This is a genomic window from Pseudomonas sp. G5(2012) (assembly GCF_000408945.1).
GTDB classification, from domain to species: Bacteria; Pseudomonadota; Gammaproteobacteria; order Pseudomonadales; family Pseudomonadaceae; genus Aquipseudomonas; species Aquipseudomonas umsongensis.
Genome location: NZ_APIO01000096.1, coordinates 12,308 through 33,259, shown reverse-complemented (window position 1 = coordinate 33,259; position 20,952 = coordinate 12,308). Strand labels below are relative to the sequence as shown.

Annotated in this window: 21 protein-coding genes and 1 pseudogene; 2 read left to right on the top strand and 20 right to left on the bottom strand. The window is 60.0% G+C overall.

Going from position 1 to position 20,952, the window contains the following annotated elements:
* Positions 1-14: 14 nt before the first annotated feature.
* From PG5_RS25465 to PG5_RS25390, 17 genes and pseudogenes are all read right to left on the bottom strand, one after another.
* Positions 15-575 (bottom strand): DUF1285 domain-containing protein, encoded by a 561-nt coding sequence (locus PG5_RS25465; RefSeq protein WP_020799945.1) that lies wholly within the window; start codon positions 573-575, stop codon positions 15-17.
* Between the two features lie 16 nt (positions 576-591).
* Positions 592-1,200, bottom strand: coding sequence for a DUF4823 domain-containing protein (locus tag PG5_RS25460; RefSeq protein WP_020799944.1), 609 nt, complete (start codon positions 1,198-1,200; stop codon positions 592-594).
* A 169-nt stretch (positions 1,201-1,369) separates the two neighbouring features.
* Positions 1,370-2,338 (bottom strand): GTP 3',8-cyclase MoaA, encoded by a 969-nt coding sequence (locus PG5_RS25455; protein WP_020799943.1) that lies wholly within the window; start codon positions 2,336-2,338, stop codon positions 1,370-1,372.
* Between the two features lie 138 nt (positions 2,339-2,476).
* A complete protein-coding gene (locus PG5_RS25450) occupies positions 2,477-3,115 on the bottom strand; it encodes a TetR/AcrR family transcriptional regulator (RefSeq protein WP_007945721.1) in 639 nt (212 codons plus the stop codon).
* Positions 3,116-3,457: 342 nt separating this feature from the next.
* Complete coding sequence (locus tag PG5_RS25445) at positions 3,458-4,243, bottom strand: TatD family hydrolase (RefSeq protein WP_020799942.1); 786 nt, start codon at positions 4,241-4,243, stop codon at positions 3,458-3,460.
* Positions 4,244-4,256: 13 nt separating this feature from the next.
* Positions 4,257-4,340 (bottom strand): annotated as a pseudogene (locus tag PG5_RS34305) (pilus assembly protein PilZ); the annotation flags it as partial.
* Between the two features lie 36 nt (positions 4,341-4,376).
* Positions 4,377-5,363 (bottom strand): DNA polymerase III subunit delta', encoded by a 987-nt coding sequence (locus tag PG5_RS25440; RefSeq protein WP_020799941.1) that lies wholly within the window; start codon positions 5,361-5,363, stop codon positions 4,377-4,379.
* Positions 5,356-5,988 (bottom strand): dTMP kinase, encoded by a 633-nt coding sequence (gene tmk, locus PG5_RS25435; RefSeq protein WP_020799940.1) that lies wholly within the window; start codon positions 5,986-5,988, stop codon positions 5,356-5,358. The genes PG5_RS25440 and tmk overlap by 8 nt, the downstream gene beginning before the upstream one ends.
* A gap of 19 nt (positions 5,989-6,007) precedes the next feature.
* Entirely contained in the window at positions 6,008-7,321 is a 1,314-nt protein-coding gene (mltG, locus tag PG5_RS25430; RefSeq protein WP_042955735.1) for an endolytic transglycosylase MltG, read from the bottom strand.
* 3 nt (positions 7,322-7,324) lie between these two features.
* Positions 7,325-8,140 (bottom strand): aminodeoxychorismate lyase, encoded by an 816-nt coding sequence (pabC, locus tag PG5_RS25425; RefSeq protein ID WP_020799938.1) that lies wholly within the window; start codon positions 8,138-8,140, stop codon positions 7,325-7,327.
* Positions 8,140-9,384 (bottom strand): beta-ketoacyl-ACP synthase II, encoded by a 1,245-nt coding sequence (gene fabF, locus PG5_RS25420; protein ID WP_033043585.1) that lies wholly within the window; start codon positions 9,382-9,384, stop codon positions 8,140-8,142. The genes pabC and fabF overlap by 1 nt, the downstream gene beginning before the upstream one ends.
* Before the next feature lie 110 nt (positions 9,385-9,494).
* Positions 9,495-9,731 carry an acyl carrier protein gene (gene acpP / locus PG5_RS25415; RefSeq protein WP_003175607.1) on the bottom strand — a complete coding sequence of 79 codons (237 nt, stop codon included), beginning with the start codon at positions 9,729-9,731 and terminating at the stop codon, positions 9,495-9,497.
* Positions 9,732-9,922: 191 nt separating this feature from the next.
* Positions 9,923-10,666 (bottom strand): 3-oxoacyl-ACP reductase FabG, encoded by a 744-nt coding sequence (gene fabG, locus PG5_RS25410; protein WP_020799936.1) that lies wholly within the window; start codon positions 10,664-10,666, stop codon positions 9,923-9,925.
* Positions 10,667-10,682: 16 nt separating this feature from the next.
* Positions 10,683-11,621 carry an ACP S-malonyltransferase gene (fabD, locus tag PG5_RS25405; RefSeq protein WP_033043587.1) on the bottom strand — a complete coding sequence of 313 codons (939 nt, stop codon included), beginning with the start codon at positions 11,619-11,621 and terminating at the stop codon, positions 10,683-10,685.
* A 126-nt stretch (positions 11,622-11,747) separates the two neighbouring features.
* Entirely contained in the window at positions 11,748-12,758 is a 1,011-nt protein-coding gene (gene plsX / locus PG5_RS25400; RefSeq protein ID WP_020799934.1) for a phosphate acyltransferase PlsX, read from the bottom strand.
* Between the two features lie 4 nt (positions 12,759-12,762).
* Positions 12,763-12,945: a 50S ribosomal protein L32 gene (rpmF, locus tag PG5_RS25395; RefSeq protein WP_003179396.1), complete on the bottom strand. Its 183-nt coding sequence runs from the start codon at positions 12,943-12,945 to the stop codon at positions 12,763-12,765.
* Positions 12,946-12,958: 13 nt separating this feature from the next.
* Positions 12,959-13,486, bottom strand: coding sequence for a YceD family protein (locus PG5_RS25390; protein ID WP_007942001.1), 528 nt, complete (start codon positions 13,484-13,486; stop codon positions 12,959-12,961).
* A 105-nt stretch (positions 13,487-13,591) separates the two neighbouring features.
* Between PG5_RS25390 and PG5_RS25385 the strand changes: the two genes are divergently transcribed.
* Positions 13,592-14,170, top strand: a complete 579-nt coding sequence (locus PG5_RS25385; RefSeq protein WP_020799933.1) for a nucleoside triphosphate pyrophosphatase — start codon at positions 13,592-13,594, stop codon at positions 14,168-14,170.
* Positions 14,171-14,284: 114 nt separating this feature from the next.
* Here the strand turns inward: PG5_RS25385 and PG5_RS25380 are convergent, their stop codons facing one another.
* From PG5_RS25380 to rluC, 3 genes are read right to left on the bottom strand one after another with little or no spacing between them, the layout of a single operon-like run.
* On the bottom strand, positions 14,285-15,274 hold the full coding sequence (locus tag PG5_RS25380) for a S49 family peptidase (protein WP_020799932.1): 990 nt from the start codon (positions 15,272-15,274) through the stop codon (positions 14,285-14,287).
* Between the two features lie 24 nt (positions 15,275-15,298).
* Positions 15,299-15,961 (bottom strand): HAD-IA family hydrolase, encoded by a 663-nt coding sequence (locus tag PG5_RS25375; protein WP_020799931.1) that lies wholly within the window; start codon positions 15,959-15,961, stop codon positions 15,299-15,301.
* Positions 15,948-16,910, bottom strand: coding sequence for a 23S rRNA pseudouridine(955/2504/2580) synthase RluC (gene rluC, locus PG5_RS25370; RefSeq protein ID WP_020799930.1), 963 nt, complete (start codon positions 16,908-16,910; stop codon positions 15,948-15,950). Before rluC ends, PG5_RS25375 begins: the two co-directional genes overlap by 14 nt.
* Positions 16,911-17,612: 702 nt before the next feature.
* On the opposite strand from rluC, the gene rne reads away from it, so the two are divergent.
* The gene (gene rne / locus PG5_RS25365) at positions 17,613-20,858 is read left to right on the top strand and encodes a ribonuclease E (RefSeq protein WP_042955732.1); all 3,246 of its coding nucleotides are present in this window, start codon (positions 17,613-17,615) and stop codon (positions 20,856-20,858) included.
* The last annotated feature ends 94 nt before the right edge of the window (positions 20,859-20,952 follow it).

Sequence of the window (20,952 nt, the reverse complement as noted above, 5' to 3'; positions counted from 1 at the left end):
TTGTGGGGGTAGTGTCAGGGCTCGAGGCCGATGGGGAAGAACTCTCCACCGCTCCACACGCCCAGCCAACGCTGCCCGTCGATCTCCCGCGGCACCGCCAGCTCTACCAATTGGTAGAACACATTGCGATGGATCAGTGCTTCGAGATTGGTGCGCACATGCACGTAAGGCGCCGGCTCTTGAGTGACCGGGTCGATGACCACGCGAATCGGGTGATCGGGACCGGCCTCGGTGGTTTCGTCGACATTGGTGGTGTAGCGCAACACTTGCGCCTCGCCCTCGCCTTCCACGTCCACCGCAATCGCCACGAAGGGCGCATCGTCGACCTTGATCCCGACCTTCTCGACCGGAGTGATGAGGAAGTAATCATCACCGTCGCGGCGAATGATGGTGGAGAACAGCTTGACCATCGGCTTGCGTCCGATCGGCGTGCCCAGGTAATACCAGGTGCCGTCGCGGGCGATGCGCATGTCGATGTCGCCGCAAAAATCGGGGTTCCACAAGTGGACCGGTGGCAAGCCTTGGGTCTTGGGGATTTGCCCCAGCAGGTCATTGGCTTTTTGCGGGCCACTCATGGTGCTCTCCTTGAAATTACTGGTCGCTGAGCCCCAACAGGCTACGCGCGTACTGCTGCAGCGGCGGGCCCATCAGGTCTTCGGGTTTTTCGTCGTGGAATGTCAGTAGACCGCCACGACTGTTGATACGTGCAGTATCAATCAAATACTGGGTGCTGGTCTCGATCAACATGATCTGAATCACGCCGGTATCGATACCAAGGCGATCCACGGCCTCCTGATCCAGCCATTCATCCGAGTTGCCAATGCGGTCATCGGACTTGGCGAAACGGGTATAGAGCAGGTAATGGGCACCGACGGCACGGGCTTCGCCCATGGCCTGGTCAAGGCCTTGCGGTGTGCGGGCGCGGCGGACCATCGGGAAATACTCGACGAAACCATCGAAGGCGACTTCGGCGATCACATTGGGGCGCGGGTAGACGGCACTGCCCGGCGGCATAAAGGCGCCCTGGGCAATGTAGACGAACGAGTCTGGCTGGATACGCAGGTTATTCACCCGGCGGCTGTCGCTGTGGTCCAGCAGGCCGGCATCACTCATGTGGTAGCGAGTCCCTTCGGCCATCTCGCTGACATTCATGCAGCCACCGAGCGCCATAATGGCCAGCAGCAAAACCAGGCTACGCATCCTATCCTCCAGGGGCCGGTGACGGAAAACCGGCGAATGGCCGTAGGATGCAGCTTTTGCGCCAGCTCAAGTGCGTCGCCGCTTGATAAATCGCATTCGCGAGCAGGCTCGCTCCCACAAGGGTTGGCGCCATACCTGTGGGAGCGAGCCTGCTCGCGAAGAGACCGACTCAGCCGCCGATAATCTTCATGACGGTAGCACCACCGGAAAACGCCACTTCCTGCTTGTCGCCCAACGCCTTGACCAACAACCGCTGTAACGCCGGAAGCGCCTGATGACGCGGCTTGTCCAGCAGATCGCCAACATAGTGGCGATTGCTTGACGACAAACAGCCATGCAGCCAGCCCGTGGACGACAGGCGCAACCGCGAGCAGGTGCGGCAGAACGGCACGCTTTCATTGGCGATCACGCCGAAATGCCCCAGCCCCGGAATTTCATAACGCACAGCGGTGGCATCGACAGGCGCATCGGCCTGGAGATATTCATAGCGCTCGCCGATCAGGCCCAGCAGCTGTTGCAGGCTGACAAACTGCTGCAGGAAGGCATTGGAGTCGCTGGCCAGGTGGCCCATGCGCATCAACTCGATGAAGCGCAGTTCATAACCGCGTTCCAGGCAGTAATCGAGCAGCGGCATCACCTGATCGAGGTTCTGGCCGCGCAGCGGCACCATGTTGACCTTGACCTTCATGCCCGCTGCACGGGCCTGGTCCATGCCATCAAGCACCGTCGCCAGATCACCGCCACGGGCAATGCCGCGAAACGCAGAAGCGTCGAGGGTATCGAGGGAAACGTTGATGCGTCGAATGCCGGCATCCACCAGGATCGGCAGCTTCTTCGCCAGTAGCTGGCCGTTGGTGGTCAGGCTGATGTCCTGCAGCCCCATCTGGCCGACGGCCGCCATGAAGGCTTCGAGTTTCGGACTGACCAGCGGTTCGCCACCGGTGATGCGCAAGCGCTCGATACCCGCCGCTTCGATCAGGTACGCGACGCCACGCGCCATGGCTTCGGCCGACAATTCATCCTGCGCAGCCACCAGCCGCTTGCCGTTGGGCACGCAGTAGGTACAAGCGTAATTGCAGGCTGAGGTCAGGCTGACTCGCAAATTGCGAAAACGCCTGCCTTGTCGGTCAACGATCATGATCACTCCGGCGCAAGAATATTCGGGCTTGCTAAAACTTGACTCACAAATCAAGTTTTAGCAAGCCCTCTGCCTGAGTATATTCCTGCGCTGCTGCGCCATGTAGCGAAATAACGAGCAATAAGGTGGCTGAATGGCTCAGCTGCTCGGGGTATCGCTGTCCCGCTTGCGCTTGTTGCCCATGCGCACGCCGATGTCCATCAGGAACTGGAAGAAGCCTTCCTGGTCTTCCAGCACATTGCTCCAGAACGGCGAGTGGTAGAGCGCCACGGCTCCGTGCACCAGCGCCCAGGACGCGCAGTAATGGAAATAAGGTGGCACGTCTTCAAGCTTGCCTTCGCTGATCCGGCCCTTGATAAGCAAGGTCAAGCGTTCGAAGTTCGAGGCGCGGATCTTGTGCAGCTCCTCGACCATCTCCGGCACCTGGTTGCCCTTGACGACCTTTTCTTCCAGGCGGTCAAACAACCGGTACCGCTGCGGGTCGCGCATGCGGAATTCAAAATAGGCGCGGGACAGGGCCTCCTTGTCCTTGTCGACATCGGCCGAATGCAACAGCTCGTTCAAATCGCGCTCATAGTCGAGCATCAGGCGCAGATAGATTTCGGCCTTGGACTTGAAGTGCTTGTAGATCGTGCCTTTGCCGATACCGACAGCATCAGCAATCATCTCGACGGTGACACTGTCTTCACCCTGGTCGAGGAACAGCTTGAGCGCGGTATCGAGAATTTCTTGCTCGCGGCGACGAAACTCACGGACCTTACGAGGTTCTTTATGCATAAGAAAAGGTCTGTAGGGGTCAAAATTCGAAGCCGCGTATTATGCCTAAATTGCGCAAAAATGCACGGATCATCCGACCATATCTGTGTTTCTTGATGATTTCTCGCAACATCGTCTGTTGATGAGAACTCTTCTGAAGCGCCCGTATTCCAAATATGTTTAAAAACCACGGCCTACAAACTGGACGGTGCGAAATACTGATCAATACTTGAACTGTCGGCGGGGCATCTCCCCCAAGTGTCACGCCGATATTGGTACCAACGGACCGCGTGCCATTGTTTTACTCCTAATGGTCTTAACCCGGATTCACCCCCCAGAACCCGGGTTTTTTTTGCCTGCGATTTAGCCTTTTACATGCGCCAACGGAAACAACCGCTTGAAGTTCTCAGTGGTCTGCTCGGCAAATCGCTCGTAGGGCTCACCCCGCAACATTGCCAGAAATTCCGCTACTTCGCGCACGTACTGCGGCAGGTTCGGCTTGCCACGGTAAGGGATCGGCGCCAGGTACGGTGAGTCGGTTTCCACCAGCAAACGATCGGCCGGCACCTTGCTTGCCACATCGCGCAACGCGTCGGCGTTGCGGAATGTGACAATCCCGGACAGGGAAATGTAGTAACCCATGTCCAGGGCGGCTTTCGCCATGTCCCAGTCCTCGGTGAAGCAGTGCAGCACGCCTGCCTGGGGCAGCGCCGCCTCATGCAGCAGGTTCAAGGTATCGGCGCGTGCGCCTCGAGTGTGGATGATCACCGGCTTGCCGGTCTGTTGCGCTGCTTGCAGGTGCAATCGGAAAGATTGCTGCTGCAACTCCGCCGCTTCCGGCTCGTAGTGATAATCCAGACCTGTTTCACCGATCGCCACCACGCGCGGATGGTTGAGCTCGTGCAACAGCCAGTCCAAGGCAGGCGCCGCCCCCGGCTGCACATCCAGCGGATGCACGCCGACTGAACAATCGACATCGTCATAGCGCTCGGCCAGGGCTTTGACATCGGCCGCGTTGTCAGCGCTGACGCCGATACACAGGAAGTGCCCTACCCCACGCTGGCGGGCCGCATCCAGGGCGGCATCCAACGAGCCGTCATGGGCGGCAAGGTCGAGGCGATCAAGGTGACAATGGGAATCTACGAGCATAAAGGGCTGCAACTTACATCGTATGAGTGGGACGGTCGGATTTCAGTGGTCCGGCCAGGTAGGTTTCGATTCGACTGCATGCAGTATTATCGCCTTCAATGACGGCTGATGCGCAGACTCCAGGCGCAGGCGGTCACCTCTGGGCAGGCAGCGTCGCCCATTGCACCAGCAGCGCCTCCAGCAACAACACCCGGTTGAGGTTGGCTTTACTCAATACCTTCTGGCGCTGGGCGAGAATCCAGTCCTGGATATTCAGGACTTTGTCCTGAGCGGTTTTTTGCGCCAGGTACTGGATCACCTTGCGCATGTCCGTCAGCCCCAACCCTTCTTCATCCTGGGTCAGCTGATAGCGCAGGATCAGGCTCGACCAATCACAGAACCAGTCGAACAGCAGCAACAACGGAATCGCATTCCAGCCTTCGGCCAACTGTGTCGGCGATTGTTGCTGCTTGAGCAACTTCTTCACCCCATCGACCACTTGCGCGCGCTGCTCGCGCACGCCCTGGGCGCTCAGGTTCACGGCGGCCAGAGGCGAACCGGCTGCCAGCGTCAGCAACTCGATGCGCTCTTGCGGCGAACAGTCCGGCAAGGCCGTGGCCAGCCAGTCCAGACTCATGGCCTCGCCCGGCAGCGGACAGGCTTGCTGCACACAGCGACTCTTGATGGTCGGCAACAGCCGACTGGGCTGGTGGCTGACCAATAGTAATACCGTGTCGCCAGACGGTTCTTCCAGGCTTTTGAGCAAGGCGTTGGCGGCGTTGATGTTCATCGACTCGACCGGTTCGATCAACACTACTTTACGCCCACCCAGTTGCGCGGTCTGCACCACGAAACTGACCAGGTCGCGCACCTGGTCGACCTTGATTGCCTTGTCGGCTTCTTCCGGCTCCAGGATGTAGTTGTCGGGATGACTGCCGGCCTTGAGCAACAGGCACGACTTGCATTCGCCACAAGCGCCCTGCGGGGTCGGACGCTGGCACAGCAAACTGGCCATCAAGCGTTCGGCCAGGGCCCGCTTGCCGATTCCGGCCGGGCCATGCAGCAAATAAGCATGGGCGTGTTGCGCACGACCCGCCAGTTGCTGCCAGAGGCTGTCTTGCCATGGATAGGCTTCAGCCACGGCTCAGCTCCAACAGGCGTGGCAGCAGGGCATCCAGGGATTGCTGGACCTGTGCCAACGGTTGTGCGGCGTCGATCAGCACGTACCGCGCAGGCTCCGCTGCTGCGCGCTTGAGGAAGGCACTGCGCACGGCATCGAAAAAGGCCCGGCCCTCCAGCTCAAAGCGATCCAGACGTCCACGGGCACTGGCGCGCGCCAGCCCCACTTCCACCGGCAGGTCGAAAATCAACGTCAGGTCAGGGCGCAGATCGCCTTGGACAAAGGTTTCCAGCGTCGCAATACGTTCCAGCGACAAGCCGCGGCCACCGCCCTGGTAGGCGTAGGTCGAATCGGTGAAGCGATCACATAACACTACGGCACCGCGGGCCAGCGCCGGGCGTATGACTTCGGCCAAGTGCTGGGCGCGCGCCGCGAACACCAGCAACAGTTCAGTGTCCGGGTTCATGACCTCATCGACCGGCGCCAACAGCACTTCGCGAATGCGTTCGGCCAGCGGCGTGCCGCCCGGTTCGCGGGTCAGCAGCACCTCGATACCGGCAGCGCGCAGGCGTTCGGCCAGGTATTCGCGATTGGTGCTCTTGCCGGCGCCTTCCGGGCCTTCCAGCGTAATAAACAAGCCAGTCACAGGCAGTCCTTAGTCAGATTCATTGCGGGCTTTGCGGTGGTGTTGTGTTCGGTTCGGATTGCGGTTCCGGCGTTGCAGCAGGTTCAGGCACGGGATCTTGCGCGGGCACCGCAGGTGCAGCCTCGGGCGCTGAGTCTGACGCTGAGTCTGGCGCTGAGTCTGGCGCTGAGTCGGGCGAAGCCGCCGGGACAGGGGGCTGGGCTTCGGAAGCCTCGGGCTGCGTCGTTTCGGTTTGCGGCACCTCCATTGGCGGTGCATCGGTTGGCGACGCCTCGGAATCCGGCGTTTCGGGCGAGCCCACCGGTGCCGGACTGGAGCGATAATCGGCGCGACGCTTGAGCTGGAACTCTCGCACGGCATTATTGTGCGCGTCCAGATCATCGGAGAACACATGGCTGCCGTCGCCGCGAGCGACAAAGTAGAGGCTGGTGCCTTCCACCGGATTGAGTGCCGCGTGGATGGCTTCGCGGCCGACCATGGCAATCGGTGTCGGCGGCAAGCCGGAAATCATATAGGTGTTGTAGGGGGTCGCTTCCTTGAGATGGGCGCGAGTCAGCTTGCCGTTGTAACGGTCACCCAGGCCATAGATCACCGTTGGGTCCGTTTGCAACAGCATGCCGATCTCCATCCGACGCACGAACACGCCGGCAATTTGCCCGCGCTCCTGTGGCACGCCGGTTTCCTTCTCCACCAGCGAGGCCATGATCAGGGCTTGATAGGGACCGGAGTAAGGCAGGTCGGCGGCACGCTGACTCCACTCCTTGGCCAGCACGTCGTCGAGGCGCTGGTAAGCGGTTTTGAGCAATTCGGCGTCGGTCATGCCACGCACGAAGCGGTAAGTGTCGGGAAAGAATCGCCCCTCGGGAAAAATCCCGCTATGGCCGAGCTTGTCCATGACCTGGCTGTCGCTCAGGCCTTTCAAGGTTTGCTCGAGCTTTTCTTCCTTGGCCAGGGCCGCACGGACCTGATGGAAATTCCAGCCTTCGACCAGGGTCAGGCTGTATTGCACCATTTCCCCGCGCTTCCAAAGATCGATCAGACCTTCGACGGTCATGCCGGGCGTCATGCGGTACTCGCCGCTGTGCAACGGCTGCTTGGGCAAATTGAAGCGCCAGTAGACGCGCAGCCAGAACGCGTCCTTGATGACGCCGTCGGCTTCCATTCGCAGGAAAGTGCGGTTCGGGGTAGTGCCCTTGGGCACCTCCAGCAATTCTTCCTGTTTGATATTCAGCGGCTGTACCAGCGCCGAATGAATTTTCCAGGCAGAAGCACCTAACATCAGCCCCGCCAGAACCAGTCCGGTTTCCAGCAGCAGCAAGAATTTACGTCTCACGTATCAAGCATCCAGTAGCGCGCGGGCAATGGTTTGGAGTTTACGGGTGAGCGGCCCAACCGGCCAGCTCAGTGCGGCATAGGCGCGCACCGGCCAAACGCCATACACGCTGTTGCAGACAAAAACTTCGTCAGCGCCTTGCAGCTGCTCAAGCGTGATATCGGTGATTTGCAGGGGGATACCTAAAGATTCCGCCTGAGACAATAATTCGGCACGCATCACACCTTCTACGCCGCAGCTGCTCAAATCTGCGGTGATCAACACGCCGTCATGCACCAGGAACACGTTACTGAACACGCCCTCGATCACGCGACCGGCTTGATCGAGCATCAAGCCTTCAGCATGTTCGGTGTCCTGCCATTCGGCACGCGCCATCACCTGCTCAAGACGGTTCAAGTGCTTGAGACCTGCAAGAAGGGGTTGAAAGGAAAGTCGCGTGGTACACGGGAACAGGCGAATGCCTTGCTCCGCATGAGCCTGCGGGTAAACCGCAGGAGGGTTACCCGTCAGGATACGACGGGCCTGGGCCGAAGGATCGAAAGCATAACCGCGCAGGCTGTCGCCGCGGGTAATGATCAGTTTGAGTACGCCGTCGTTCAGTTGCTCGGCATAGGTCAACACCTCCGAAACCACGGCAGCATGATCCAGATTGATTGCCAACCGCCGGCACCCCTTGGCCAGCCGCACCAGATGACGATCCAGCAGGACCGGAAAGCCATCATGCACGGCGATGGTCTCGAACAGACCGTCGCCGTAGGCCAGGCCGCGATCCTTCAGCGACAATGCGTCAGCCGGCTGACCGTCGACCCAGCTGTCCATCAGCCTGCAAACCGGCGAAACACCAGCGAGCCGTTGGTGCCGCCAAAACCGAAGGAGTTGGACACGACCACATCGATATCCATGTTGCGCGCGGTGTGCGGCACGAAGTCGAGGTCGCAGCCTTCGTCCGGCTCATCGAGGTTGATGGTCGGTGGCGCCACCTGGCTGTTGATCGCCAGCACGCTGAAGATGGCCTCGACCGCGCCCGCCGCACCCAGCAAGTGACCGGTCATCGACTTGGTCGAGCTGACGGCCAACTTGTAGGCGTGCTCGCCAAACACCGACTTGATCGCATTGACTTCAGCGAGGTCGCCAGCCGGCGTCGAGGTGCCGTGGGCGTTGATGTACTGCACTTGATCGCCATTGATCCTGGCATCACGCAGCGCATTGGTGATGCAACGTGCAGCCCCCGCGCCATCGGCTGGCGGCGAAGTCATGTGGTAGGCATCGCCACTGGTACCGAAACCGATCAGTTCGGCATAGATGGTAGCGCCACGGGCCTTGGCGTGTTCCAGCTCTTCCAGCACCAGCGCACCGGCGCCATTGGACAATACGAAGCCATCACGGCCCTTGTCCCATGGGCGGCTGGCGCGGGTCGGCTCGTCGTTGCGGGTCGATAGCGCGCGTGAAGCGCCGAAACCACCCATGCCCAGTCCGCAGGCTGCCATCTCGGCACCGCCGGCGATCATCACGTCGGCTTCGTCGTACATGATGTTGCGAGCAGCCATGCCGATGCAGTGCGTACCGGTGGTACACGCCGTGGCGATGGCATAGTTAGGCCCCTGTGCGCCCAGGTGGATGGACAGGAAGCCGGAAATCATATTGATGATCGAGCCAGGCACGAAGAACGGGGAAATCCGTCGCGGGCCGGTCTCATGCAAGGTACGACTGGTTTCTTCGATGTTGGTCAGTCCACCGATACCCGAACCCATGGCCACGCCGATGCGCTCGCGATTGGCGTCGGTCACTTCCAGACCGGCATTGCGCACTGCTTGAAAACCTGCGGCCAGACCGTACTGAATGAACAGGTCGAGCTTGCGAGCTTCCTTGACCGACAGGTAATCCTCGACTTTGAAGTCCTTTACCGAGCCGCCAAAACGGGTGGAATAGGCAGAAAGGTCGGTGTGTTCGATCAGACCAATGCCACTGCGGCCAGCCAGAATGCCCTGCCAGCTGCTCGGCACATCCGTGCCCAGTGGCGACAACATACCCATACCGGTGACTACGACGCGTCTACGCGACACAGCACTCTCCTTTTTTTCAAATGACGACTTTGCATCAGGCCTAAAGAAAAAACCGCACGCCATGATGGCAGTGCGGTTTTTCCATGACAGCGAGCAACGATTACAAACTATTACGCCTGGTGGCTAGTTACGTAGTCGATTGCAGCTTGTACGGTAGTGATCTTCTCAGCTTCTTCGTCAGGGATTTCGGTCTCGAATTCCTCTTCCAGAGCCATCACCAGCTCAACGGTGTCAAGGGAGTCAGCACCCAGGTCTTCAACGAAGGAAGCAGTGTTGACCACTTCTTCTTCTTTAACGCCCAGTTGCTCGGCAACGATTTTCTTGACGCGCTCTTCGATGGTGCTCATACCTTGTTTTCACTCCTAATGGACAAATTCAGGCAGCTGGCCAGTGGGTAAGTGTATAGAAAGACTTTTCAGCTTTTCAACTGAAAGCTTCACTCCTCAAACCCGGTGACCCACTGCCTATAAATAGATTGCAGCTTTATAACGGATTTTAGACAGCTCGTATGACATTTTTTTGAAACGATCCGTCACATTTAACTCATGTACATCCCGCCGTTCACCGGGATTGTAGCCCCAGTAACGTAAGCCGCACCGTCCGACGCAAGAAAAGCGACCACGGACGCGATCTCTTGAGCTTGCCCCAGACGACCCAGCGGAATCTGCGTCTGCAAGGCTTCACGCTGTGCCTCGGGCAGTTCGCGGGTCATATCGGTATCGATGAACCCAGGGGTTACCGAGTTTACCGTAATCGAACGCGAACCGACTTCACGCGCCAGAGAGCGGCTGAAACCTTCCAGGCCGGCCTTGGCGGCAGCGTAGTTTACTTGGCCTGCGTTGCCCATGGCACCCACAACCGAGCCAATACTGATAATTCGTCCCCAACGGGCCTTGGTCATACCGCGCAAAACGCCCTTGGACAGGCGGAACAGACTGTTCAGGTTGGTATCGACCACGTCATGCCACTCGTCGTCTTTCATGCGCATCATCAGGTTATCGCGGGTGATGCCGGCATTATTGACCAGGATCGCCGGGGCACCGAACTGCGCCTGAATGGTCGCCAGGACAGCCGCCACGGACTCGTCGCTGGTGACATTGAGCTCAAGGCCAGTGCCCTGAATGCCGTTTTCCTTCAAAGTGGCGGCAATGCGCTCGGCACCAGAAGCGGAGGTCGCGGTGCCCACAACGATGGCGCCCTGACGACCCAATTCCAGGGCGATAGCCTGGCCGATGCCGCGGCTCGCGCCGGTGACCAGTGCAACTTTACCTTGCAGACTCATGCAAGCTTCTCCTGATTCAGGCCAGCGCTGCACGGGCGGCAGCGAAAGCGTCTGGGGTATTGAGATTGGAAGTCGATACGCCTTCGGCGCAGCGCTTGTTCAGACCGGCCAGTACTTTGCCCGGGCCGCATTCCACTAGATTGGTCGCGCCCTTGGCGGCCAGGGTCTGTACGGATTCTACCCAGCGTACTGGCTTGTACAATTGCTCGAGCAGATCACGCTTGAGGGTTTCCAGATCCGCCGGCACCTGGGCGCTGACATTCTGTACCACCGGGATCTGCGGAGCCTGCCAATCGATCGCGGCGATCGATTCGGCGAAACGCTCGGCCGCCGGACGCATCAGTTCACAATGCGACGGCACGCTGACCGGCAAAGGCATGGCGCGCTTGGCGCCACGTGCCTTGCAGCCTTCAATGGCACGCTCGACCGCTGCCTTGGCACCGGCAATCACCACTTGTCCTGGGGAGTTGAAGTTGACCGCGCTGACCACTTCGCCTTGTGCCGCTTCGGCACAGGCAGCCAGTACGTCAGCGTCTTCCAGGCCGAGGATGGCCGCCATGCCGCCCTGCCCTGCAGGAACGGCTTCCTGCATCAGTTGGCCACGACGCTCGACGAGCTTCACCGCGTCAGCCAGACTCAGGCTGCCAGCAGCCACCAAGGCGCTGTATTCGCCCAGGCTGTGACCAGCCACATACGCCGGGCGCGCGCCGCCTTCAGCCAACCACAGACGCCACAGGGCGATCGAAGCGGTCAAAATGGCCGGCTGGGTCTTATCGGTCTGGTTGAGTTGTTCTTCCGGCCCTTGCTGGGTCAGCGCCCACAGGTCGTAACCCAGGGCATCGGAAGCTTCTTTGAACGTGTCGAGGACGACCGGGTGTTGCGCGCCCAACTCGGCCAGCATGCCGAGGGACTGCGAACCCTGTCCCGGAAAGACGAATGCGAGGGAAGCAGACATGTAACAAGCCCCTAATGATCTTGTCGTCGGAGAATTGACGTCCCGCTCAGGGGGACGCAAGAAACTGAGAGTTGGATGGCCATTTGAACCAAGCGGTCACATTTAAGCATTGTCCGACGAAAACGCCTAAAGCAACAAATCCTCCAGACGACCGTGGATGCGCTCCGGCAGGTTTTCCTGGATCTCGATCAAGGCACGGGAAATTGCACTCTGAAACCCCTGCACCCCCGCAGAACCGTGGCTCTTGACCACGATGCCCTGCAAACCAAGAAAGCTCGCGCCGTTATGTCGCGCCGGCGCCAGGTCAGCTTGCAAACGCTTCATCAGGGGCAGGGCCAAGGCTCCCACCATGCGTGACGGCAGGTTTTTCTTGAACAACGCCTCGATGCGCCCGGCAATCATGGTGGCCAACCCCTCGCTGGACTTGAGCAGGATGTTGCCGACAAAACCGTCGCAGACCACCACATCCGCTTCGCCACGGTACAACCCGTCGCCCTCGACAAAACCGATGTAGTTGATGCCACGGGCACTTTGCAGCAAGGTTGCAGCCAGCTTGACCTGCTGATTGCCCTTGATGTCCTCGGTGCCGATGTTTAGCAATGCGACGCGCGGACGCACGATACCCAGGGTCTCGGCCGCAACCGAGCCCATCACTGCAAACTGCAACAGATGCTCGGCGCTGCAATCGACATTGGCGCCCAGGTCGAGCAACTGGCAATAACCTTTCTGCGTCGGGATCGCCGCTACCATGGCCGGCCGATCAATGCCCGGCAAGGTCTTGAGCACAAAGCGCGACAGCGCCATCAGCGCCCCGGTATTACCGGCACTGACACAAGCCTGGACCTTGCCATCGCGCAGCAACTCAAGCGCCACGCGCATCGACGAGTCGGGCTTGCCGCGCAGGGCCTGGGCAGGTTTTTCGTCCATGGTGATGACTTCGGACGCCGGAGTAATCGACAGGCGCGCGCGATCCACAACCGATTGGCCAGCGATCAATTCTTCAAGGAGGGAGGGTTGACCGACGAGGGTCAGGTACAGCGAGGGCGTAGCAGACAGGCAAGCAAGACTGGCCTGGACAATGCTGCGGGGACCGAAGTCCCCGCCCATTGCGTCAATCGCGATGACTTGAGCGGACAAGTGATTACTCGTCAGCGCCCTTGTCGATCACTTTACGGCCACGGTATACGCCTTCTGGCGATACGTGGTGACGCAGGTGAACTTCACCGGTGGTTTTTTCTACAGACAGGGTGCTAGCCTCGAGAGCGTCGTGCGAACGGCGCATGTCACGGGCAGAGCGGGATTTTTTGTTCTGCTGAACAGCCATAATTGATTAACTCCTAAACGTTTGGGTCACGCTTTAACTGCGCCAATACACTGAACGGGTTGGACCGCGTTACCTCGTCCTCGCTCGGTTCGGGCTCATCTGCTCCCGCCGGCTGCTGGCATTCTTCCGGATGATGAGCAGGCACAATGGGCAAGGCGAGCAGAAGCTCCTCCTCGATCAGTGACTGCAGATCCAATGGATCTTCGCCCAGTTCCAGCACGTCATAACCTTTCGGCAACGACTGGGTATTCGCACCCTCCTTCACCACAGCGTAACTGCATTCGCTATGGATCGGCAGGGTGACCAGCTCAAGACAACGCTGGCAAACCATTTTGACTTCAGTGTCGATAAAGCTGTGGATGACCACAGATTTACGTTCATCTCGTTCAAAAACGAATTTAGCCTGCACCGTACCGACATTGTCGGAAAGCGGGTCGCAGAGTCTCTCCAAATCGGCCAGCAGCATTTCACCTTGGAGGGTGGTGCCACGATCAGCCAATTTGCGCGGGTCAACGTGAGGTGGAATCGGGTCATTCAACATAGGCGCAGCATTATAGGGATGCACCCGCCCATGTCAAAGGAAATTCAGCCCTGTCCGTCACTTGGAAGCCCCGATAGAATTCACGCCTGCCATTTGGAGTTGCGCATGCTGCCTTTATTACTCGCTTCAAGCTCGGTTTATCGCCGGGATTTGCTGGCCCGCTTGCAGCTGCCATTCAGCTGCAGCTCGCCGGACATCGATGAAAGCCATCGCCTCGGTGAATCCGCCGTCGAGCTGGTCAAACGCCTCGCCGAAGAGAAAGCACGCGCACTGGCCGCCAGCCATACCGCTCATCTGATTATCGGCTCAGACCAGGTCGCGGTGCTTGGCGAGCGAATCGTCGGCAAGCCCCACACTTTCGAAAAGGCCCGCGAGCAACTGCTGGCTGCAAGCGGCGCCAGCGTGACGTTCCTGACCGGGCTCGCCCTGCTGAATAGCCAGACCGGCCATTGCCAGGTGGACTGCGTACCCTTCACGGTGCACATGCGCACACTCGACAGTGAACGCATCGAACGCTACCTGCGCGCCGAACAACCCTACGACTGTGCTGGCAGTTTCAAGGCCGAAGGCTTGGGGGTAAGCCTGTTTCAGAGCACCGAGGGCCCCGACGCTACCAGCCTTGTCGGCCTGCCGTTGATTCGCCTTGTCGATATGCTTCTAACCGAAGGCGTGCAAATCCCCTGACCGCATAACTCTGTAGGAGCGAGCATGCTCGCGATGGACGTCAACGCAAACGCGGGATTCCTGGGTGAACGCGGCGCTCTGTAGACCATCGCGAGCATGCTCGCTCCTACAGAATCAGCGCAACGACGGACCGTTGAACCCCATCCACATTGCCAAGTGCTCAGCCACGCTGGCGCCGAGCTTTTTCGAGAAGCGATCGAACGGCGATTCCTGAACGGTGAAGTCCACCAGCTCTTTTTCGCCGATCACATCCCGCGCGACATAACTGGCATTACCCAGGCCGTCGATCAAGCCCAGCGGCAGCGCCTGCTCACCCGACCAGACCAGCCCGGAGAACAGCTCCGGATGCTCCTTGTCCTTCAGGCGATCGCCACGACCCTGCTTGACGCTGCTGATGAACTGTTTGTGGGTGGTATCGAGCACACCCTGCCAGAACGCCGTTTCTTCAGGCTTCTGCGGCTGGAACGGGTCGAGGAAGGATTTGTGCTCGCCCGAAGTGTAGGTGCGACGCTCCACTCCCAGCTTCTCCATGGTGCCGACAAACCCGTAGCCGGCCGCCGTTACCCCGATGGAGCCCACCAGGCTCGCCTTGTCGGCATAGATTTGGTCCGCCGCACTGGCAATGTAATACGCGCCGGAAGCACCCAGGTCGGAAATCACCGCGTAAAGCTTGGTATCCGGATGCAGTCCACGCAGACGGCGAATCTCGTCATAGACATAGCCTGACTGCACCGGACTGCCGCCCGGGCTATTGATGCGCAGGATGACACCCTTGACCTTGTCGTCTTCGAAGGCGGCTCGCAGGCTACCGACGATGTTGTCGGCACTGGCCGGCTCCTTGTCGGCGATCATGCCGTCGATCTCGATCAACGCGGTGTAGTTACCACTGCGGGTTGCAGCCTTCTCGATATCCATCAGAGGCGTAAACAGCGCCAACGCGACAAACAGGTACACGAAGGTCAACAACTTGAAGAAAATCCCCCAACGCCGGGAGCGACGCTGCTCCTGCACACCGGCCAGCAGGGTCTTCTCCAACAGCTTCCAGCTTTTTTCGTCACCGCTCTCTGCGCTCGCCTTGGCGGGCGCTTTCCATTCGTCGGCCATGCCATTTACCCCAGCAATAACGTATTAGGCCCGCTGACCCAGCCAGGCGTGCAATTGTGAAAAACGATCGATAGCCAGTCGTGGCTCGAACAGCTTCAGCGCTTCAATCGATTGCGCGCCGTAGCTGACCGCCACCGAATCCATGCCGGCATTGCGCGCCATCTGCAGATCGAAGGACGAGTCGCCAACCATCAGGGCCTGATCCGCACGCACATCACAATGCGCCAGTATCTGCTCAAGCATCAGCGGATGGGGCTTGCTGGCTGTCTCGTCGGCAGCCCGGGTGATATCGAAGTAATTTTCCCAACCGTGAGACTTCAGCACCCGATCCAGCCCGCGACGGGCCTTGCCCGTGGCCACGGCCAGGTGATAACCCTCGGCACGAAACGCCTCGAGCGACTCGACCACGCCCTCGAACAAGGGCGAAGGTACCGCTTCCGAGGCGATGTAGTGATCGGCGTAGTGCTGACGAAACGCTACAAGTTCGGCATCGCCGATTTCCGGATACAGGGTACGAATCGCCTCCGGCAGACCCAGGCCGATGATGCCCTTGACCGCAAGATCATCGCACTGCTCGAACCCGGACCGCTGCGACGCCACGTGCATCGCCTCGACAATCCGACCAATGGAATCGGCCAGCGTGCCGTCCCAATCGAAAATCAGCAGCTTGTAATCAGATGGGTGCACTCAGGCGCTCCACGGTTTTAGCCCACATTTCGTCGACAGGCGCCTGCAATTTCAATTCGCCACCATCCGGCAACGGTACAGTCAGCATGTAGGCATGCAGGAACAGGCGCTTACCGCCCAGATCGCGAATTTCCTTGCTGAAACCTTCGTCACCATACTTGCTGTCGCCAGCGATGCAATGCCCGGCGTGCAAGGTGTGCACACGAATCTGGTGAGTCCGGCCAGTGATCGGCTTGGCTTCGATCAGGGTGGCAAAGTCACCGAAGCGGCGCAGGACCTTGAACACGGTCACGGACTCCTTGCCCTCCTCTTCGTCGACCTCGACCATGCGTTCGCCGGAGCGCAGGTTGCTCTTGCCCAACGCCGCACGAACCTGCTTGATCGAGCTCGCCCAGTTACCGCGCACCAGCGCCATGTAGCGCTTGTCGACGCCATCACCGCGCAATGCGGTGTGCAGGTGGCGCAACATGCTGCGCTTCTTGGCGATCATCAACAGGCCGGACGTATCACGGTCGAGACGGTGAACCAGCTCAAGCTCCTTGCAATCGGGGCGCAGCTGACGGAAGGCTTCGATCACCCCGAACGTCAGGCCGCTACCACCGTGAACCGCAATGCCGGCAGGCTTGTTGATCACGATCAGGGCCTTGCCTTCAAAGACAATCGAGGCTTCCAGGCGCTGCAACAGCCCCTGGGCCAGCGGCACCGGCTCGTCGCGCTCAGGCACGCGAACCGGCGGCACGCGCACGATATCGCCCGCCTGCAGCTTGTATTCGGGCTTGATCCGACCCTTGTTCACTCGCACTTCGCCTTTACGCAAAATGCGGTAAATCAAGGTCTTGGGCACGCCTTTGAGCCGAGCGAGAAGGAAGTTATCAATACGTTGGCCGGCATATTCCGGCGAGACCTCAAGCAGTTGTACGCCTGGAGTCGGGGGGGTAGTCGTCGTCATGGCGCGGATGATAACAATTTTTTATGGAATTGAAGCACTTAATCATTGCTGCTATAGTCGCGAACGCCGCCAAAAGCGGCCTGGCCAGCGGACCAACGGTCAAAAACCGGCCCTGACCAACGCAATTCACCAGGACGCGAGGCCGTCCTACGGGGTTTTCGCTACGTAACGGTGGAGTTTGCAACTGTAACAAGCGCAGGTGACATGAGGCCTGAATCAAACCGCAAAGCAGAGTTTCCACTCGCTTTTCGAGCCAATATTCATGGCCAGTTCACAAAGTGCAGTCAGCTGCGGATGACCCCGAGCGAAACGCTTCGGAAACAACGCCTAAATTAGCCATGATGCGTGACCTCCCCTTTCGGAGCTCACGGTAAATGCCAACCCGCTGCGGATTCTGCGCGCGGCAGCACCCGAATTATCAGGGATACGTGTAGGGTGGAGATGCACAACCGCTGGCCTGTGTAGCAATAGGCTTTATCAAGACGCTTCATCTCGTCCACAGCCGCCGGTTGATTCCTCCTCCTGACTGAGTGCTTAAGTAGCCACAGCAAGCAGGACGCGTACGTCGCGACGAAGGCCCACATTGGCCGGACATCGCTGGACACGGGAATGGCCAACCACTCCCGACGCACCTGACACCGACCATGAGAAGTCGTGTGTGCCGAACGCCGTTTCCGGCAGCCCGGAAACCGACGGTACTACATGAAAAGAATGCTGATTAACGCAACTCAACCCGAAGAGTTGCGTGTTGCACTGGTAGATGGCCAGCGCCTCTACGACCTGGACATCGAATCCGGTGCACGCGAGCAGAAGAAGGCCAACATCTATAAAGGCCGGATTACTCGCATCGAACCAAGCCTGGAGGCTGCCTTTGTCGATTTCGGCTCTGAGCGCCACGGCTTCCTGCCCCTCAAAGAAATCTCCCGCGAATACTTCAAGAAAACCCCTGAAGGCCGCGTCAACATCAAGGACGTCCTGAGCGAAGGCCAGGAAGTCATCGTTCAGGTCGAAAAAGAAGAGCGTGGCAACAAGGGCGCCGCCCTGACCACGTTCATCAGCCTGGCCGGTCGTTACCTCGTGCTGATGCCGAACAACCCGCGTGCCGGCGGTATCTCCCGTCGCATCGAAGGCGAAGAGCGCAATGAATTGCGTGAAGCGCTGAACGGCCTGGTTGCCCCGGCCGACATGGGCCTGATCGTGCGCACTGCCGGCCTGGGTCGCAGCAGCGAAGAAATGCAGTGGGACCTCGACTACCTGCTGCAACTGTGGACCGCCATCAAAGAAGCTTCGCTGGATCGTTCCGCGCCGTTCCTGATCTACCAGGAAAGCAACGTGATCATCCGCGCGATCCGCGACTACCTGCGCCAGGACATCGGCGAAGTGCTGATCGACAGCGTTGAAGCCCAGGACGAAGCCCTGACCTTCATTCGCCAGGTGATGCCGCAGTACGCCAGCAAGATCAAGCTCTACGAAGACAGCGTTCCGCTGTTCAACCGCTTCCAGATCGAAAGCCAGATCGAAACCGCTTTCCAGCGCGTCGTCGAACTGCCTTCCGGCGGCTCCATCGTGATCGATCCGACCGAAGCCCTGGTGTCCATCGACATCAACTCGGCGCGCGCCACCAAAGGTAGCGACATCGAAGAAACCGCGCTGCAGACCAACCTTGAAGCCGCCGAAGAAATCGCCCGCCAGTTGCGCCTGCGCGACATCGGCGGCCTGATCGTCATCGACTTCATCGACATGACCCCGGCCAAGAACCAGCGTGCCGTGGAAGAGAAAGTCCGCGAATGCCTGGAAGCCGACCGCGCCCGCGTGCAAGTCGGTCGCATCTCGCGCTTCGGCCTGCTGGAAATGTCCCGTCAGCGCCTGCGCCCATCCCTGGGTGAAAGCAGCGGCATCGTTTGCCCGCGCTGCAACGGCACCGGCATCATCCGTGACGTTGAATCGCTGTCTTTGGCGATCCTGCGCCTGATCGAAGAAGAAGCCCTGAAAGACCGCACCGCCGAAGTTCGTGCACAAGTGCCGATCCCGGTGGCCGCGTTCCTGCTCAACGAAAAGCGTAACTCGATCACCAAGATCGAACTGCGTACCCGTGCCCGCATCGTCATCCTGCCGAACGATCACCTCGAAACGCCGCACTTCGAAGTTCAGCGCCTGCGTGATGACAGCCCGGAAGCGGCGATCAACCAGTCCAGCTACGAAATCGCCGCTGCCGCTGCCGAAGTGGAAGAAGTGCAGCCAGCTGCCGCGACCCGCACCCTGGTACGCCAGGAAGCCGCGGTCAAGACGGCTCCCGCCCGCGCCAACGCTCCGGTGCCGACCGAAGTCGTCGCCGCACCGGTTCCCGCACCTGTCGCCGCGCCAGAGCCAAGCCTTTTCAAAGGCCTGGTGAAGTCGTTGGTCAGCCTGTTCGCGTCCAAGGAAGAGCCTGTCGCTCCGACCGTGGTTGAGAAACCGGCTACCACCGAGCGTCCCGCACGCAGCAACGAGGAACAACGTCGTACCGGCCGCCAGCAGAGCCGCACCCGTAACGGTCGCCGCGATGAAGAGCGCAAGCCTCGTGAAGAGCGCGCGCCCCGCGAAGAACGCGCCCCACGCGAGCCGCGCGAAGAGCGCCAGCCACGCGAAGTACGTGAACCACGCGAAACCCGCGAAGAAACGCCAGTCGTAGCCCGCGAAGAACGTGCTCCACGTGAAGAACGCGCTCCGCGCGCGCCACGTGAAGAGCGTACTCCGCGTGCCCCGCGCGAAGATCGCAAGCCACGTGGCGAGCGTGAGGAGCGTGTGCGTGAACTGCGCGAGCCGCTGGACGCTGTCGCTCCTGCTGCCGCTGCTGTCGCTGCCGCGACCACTGAAGAACGCCCGGCCCGCCCGCCACGCGAAGAACGCGCTCCACGCCCACCGCGTGAAGAACGTCAACCGCGTGCCGAGCAAGCGGCTGCCGTAGCCGAAGAAGAGCTGACCGGTAACGAAGAGCAACTGCAGGAAGAGGGTCAGGAAGGCGCCGAAGGCGATCGTCCACGCCGCCGCTCCCGTGGCCAGCGTCGTCGTAGCAACCGCCGCGAGCGTCAGCGTGATGCCAACGGCAACGTGATCGAAGGTTCGGATGAGTCCGAAGCCGGCGATAACACTGAAGCGCCAAGCACTGCTGACCTGGCCGCCGGCCTGGCTGTTACCGCAGCCGTTGCCAGCAGCGTGATCAGCGCTCCGGCCGAAGCACAGGCCAACGAGCAAGCCGAACGCGCCACCGCCGCCACCCTGGAAACGGCCCCGGCCGAAGCGCCAGTGGTGGAAGCGACGACTCCGGTCGAAACCACAGCTTCGCCGGAAATCGAAGTGGCAGCAGCGCCAGAAGCACAGCCAGTGGTTGAAGCTGCAGCTGAGCCAGCCGTGGTTGCAGAACCGGTTGCCGACACCGTGACTGAAACCGTGACCGAGGCCGTTCGTGAAGTTCGCGAAGAGCAAACCGCGTTCAACTGGGTTGCCGAGCCAGCCGTAGCCGAAACCCCTGCTCCAGCGCCGGTTGCTGAAGCCGAGGTGGCGCAAGCGTTGGTCTCCGAGCCAGTGGTTGCCGCTGCCGAGCCAGCTCCAGTGGTTGAAGCGCCGGTTGTTGCCCCAACGCCTGCTCCAGTGGTTGAAGCCGCGCCAATCAGCGCCCTGACGCCAAGTGGCCGCGCACCGAACGACCCACGTGAAGTGCGTCGCCGCAAGCGTGAAGAAGAGCGTCTGCAGAAGGAAGCCGAACTGGCGGCCGCTGCTGCCCAGGTTGTTGCTGCCGAGCCAGCTCCGGTTGCCGCCGAAGTGGTCGAGGCATCTGCCCCGGCTGCTGAAGTCGCTGCCGAGCCGGTTGAGTCGGTGATTGCCGAAGCACCTCGCTCCGTTCAGGAAGCGGTTGAGCAACACGAGAAAGCCCAGGAAAAAGAGCACGAGCCTAAACCTCTCGTCTGATTCCCTCGGCCATTGAAAAGCCCCGCCCGGTGAACCCGGGCGGGGCTTTTTTTTTGGTTCTTCACACAACCCTGGGAAACATGATCGTTTATAC

Coding starts and splice junctions, on each gene's coding strand:
- rpmF (WP_003179396.1), bottom strand. CDS start 12,945: ATGGCTGTTCAGCAGAACAAAAAATCCCGCTCTGCCCGTGACATGCGC.
- PG5_RS25390 (WP_007942001.1), bottom strand. CDS start 13,486: ATGTTGAATGACCCGATTCCACCTCACGTTGACCCGCGCAAATTGGCT.
- pabC (WP_020799938.1), bottom strand. CDS start 8,140: ATGGACAGCTGGGTCGACGGTCAGCCGGCTGACGCATTGTCGCTGAAG.
- PG5_RS25465 (WP_020799945.1), bottom strand. CDS start 575: ATGAGTGGCCCGCAAAAAGCCAATGACCTGCTGGGGCAAATCCCCAAG.
- rne (WP_042955732.1), top strand. CDS start 17,613: ATGAAAAGAATGCTGATTAACGCAACTCAACCCGAAGAGTTGCGTGTT.
- fabD (WP_033043587.1), bottom strand. CDS start 11,621: ATGTCTGCTTCCCTCGCATTCGTCTTTCCGGGACAGGGTTCGCAGTCC.
- acpP (WP_003175607.1), bottom strand. CDS start 9,731: ATGAGCACCATCGAAGAGCGCGTCAAGAAAATCGTTGCCGAGCAACTG.
- PG5_RS25445 (WP_020799942.1), bottom strand. CDS start 4,243: ATGCTCGTAGATTCCCATTGTCACCTTGATCGCCTCGACCTTGCCGCC.
- PG5_RS25460 (WP_020799944.1), bottom strand. CDS start 1,200: ATGCGTAGCCTGGTTTTGCTGCTGGCCATTATGGCGCTCGGTGGCTGC.
- PG5_RS25450 (WP_007945721.1), bottom strand. CDS start 3,115: ATGCATAAAGAACCTCGTAAGGTCCGTGAGTTTCGTCGCCGCGAGCAA.
- rluC (WP_020799930.1), bottom strand. CDS start 16,910: ATGACGACGACTACCCCCCCGACTCCAGGCGTACAACTGCTTGAGGTC.
- fabG (WP_020799936.1), bottom strand. CDS start 10,666: ATGAGTCTGCAAGGTAAAGTTGCACTGGTCACCGGCGCGAGCCGCGGC.
- PG5_RS25380 (WP_020799932.1), bottom strand. CDS start 15,274: ATGGCCGACGAATGGAAAGCGCCCGCCAAGGCGAGCGCAGAGAGCGGT.
- PG5_RS25455 (WP_020799943.1), bottom strand. CDS start 2,338: ATGATCGTTGACCGACAAGGCAGGCGTTTTCGCAATTTGCGAGTCAGC.
- PG5_RS25385 (WP_020799933.1), top strand. CDS start 13,592: ATGCTGCCTTTATTACTCGCTTCAAGCTCGGTTTATCGCCGGGATTTG.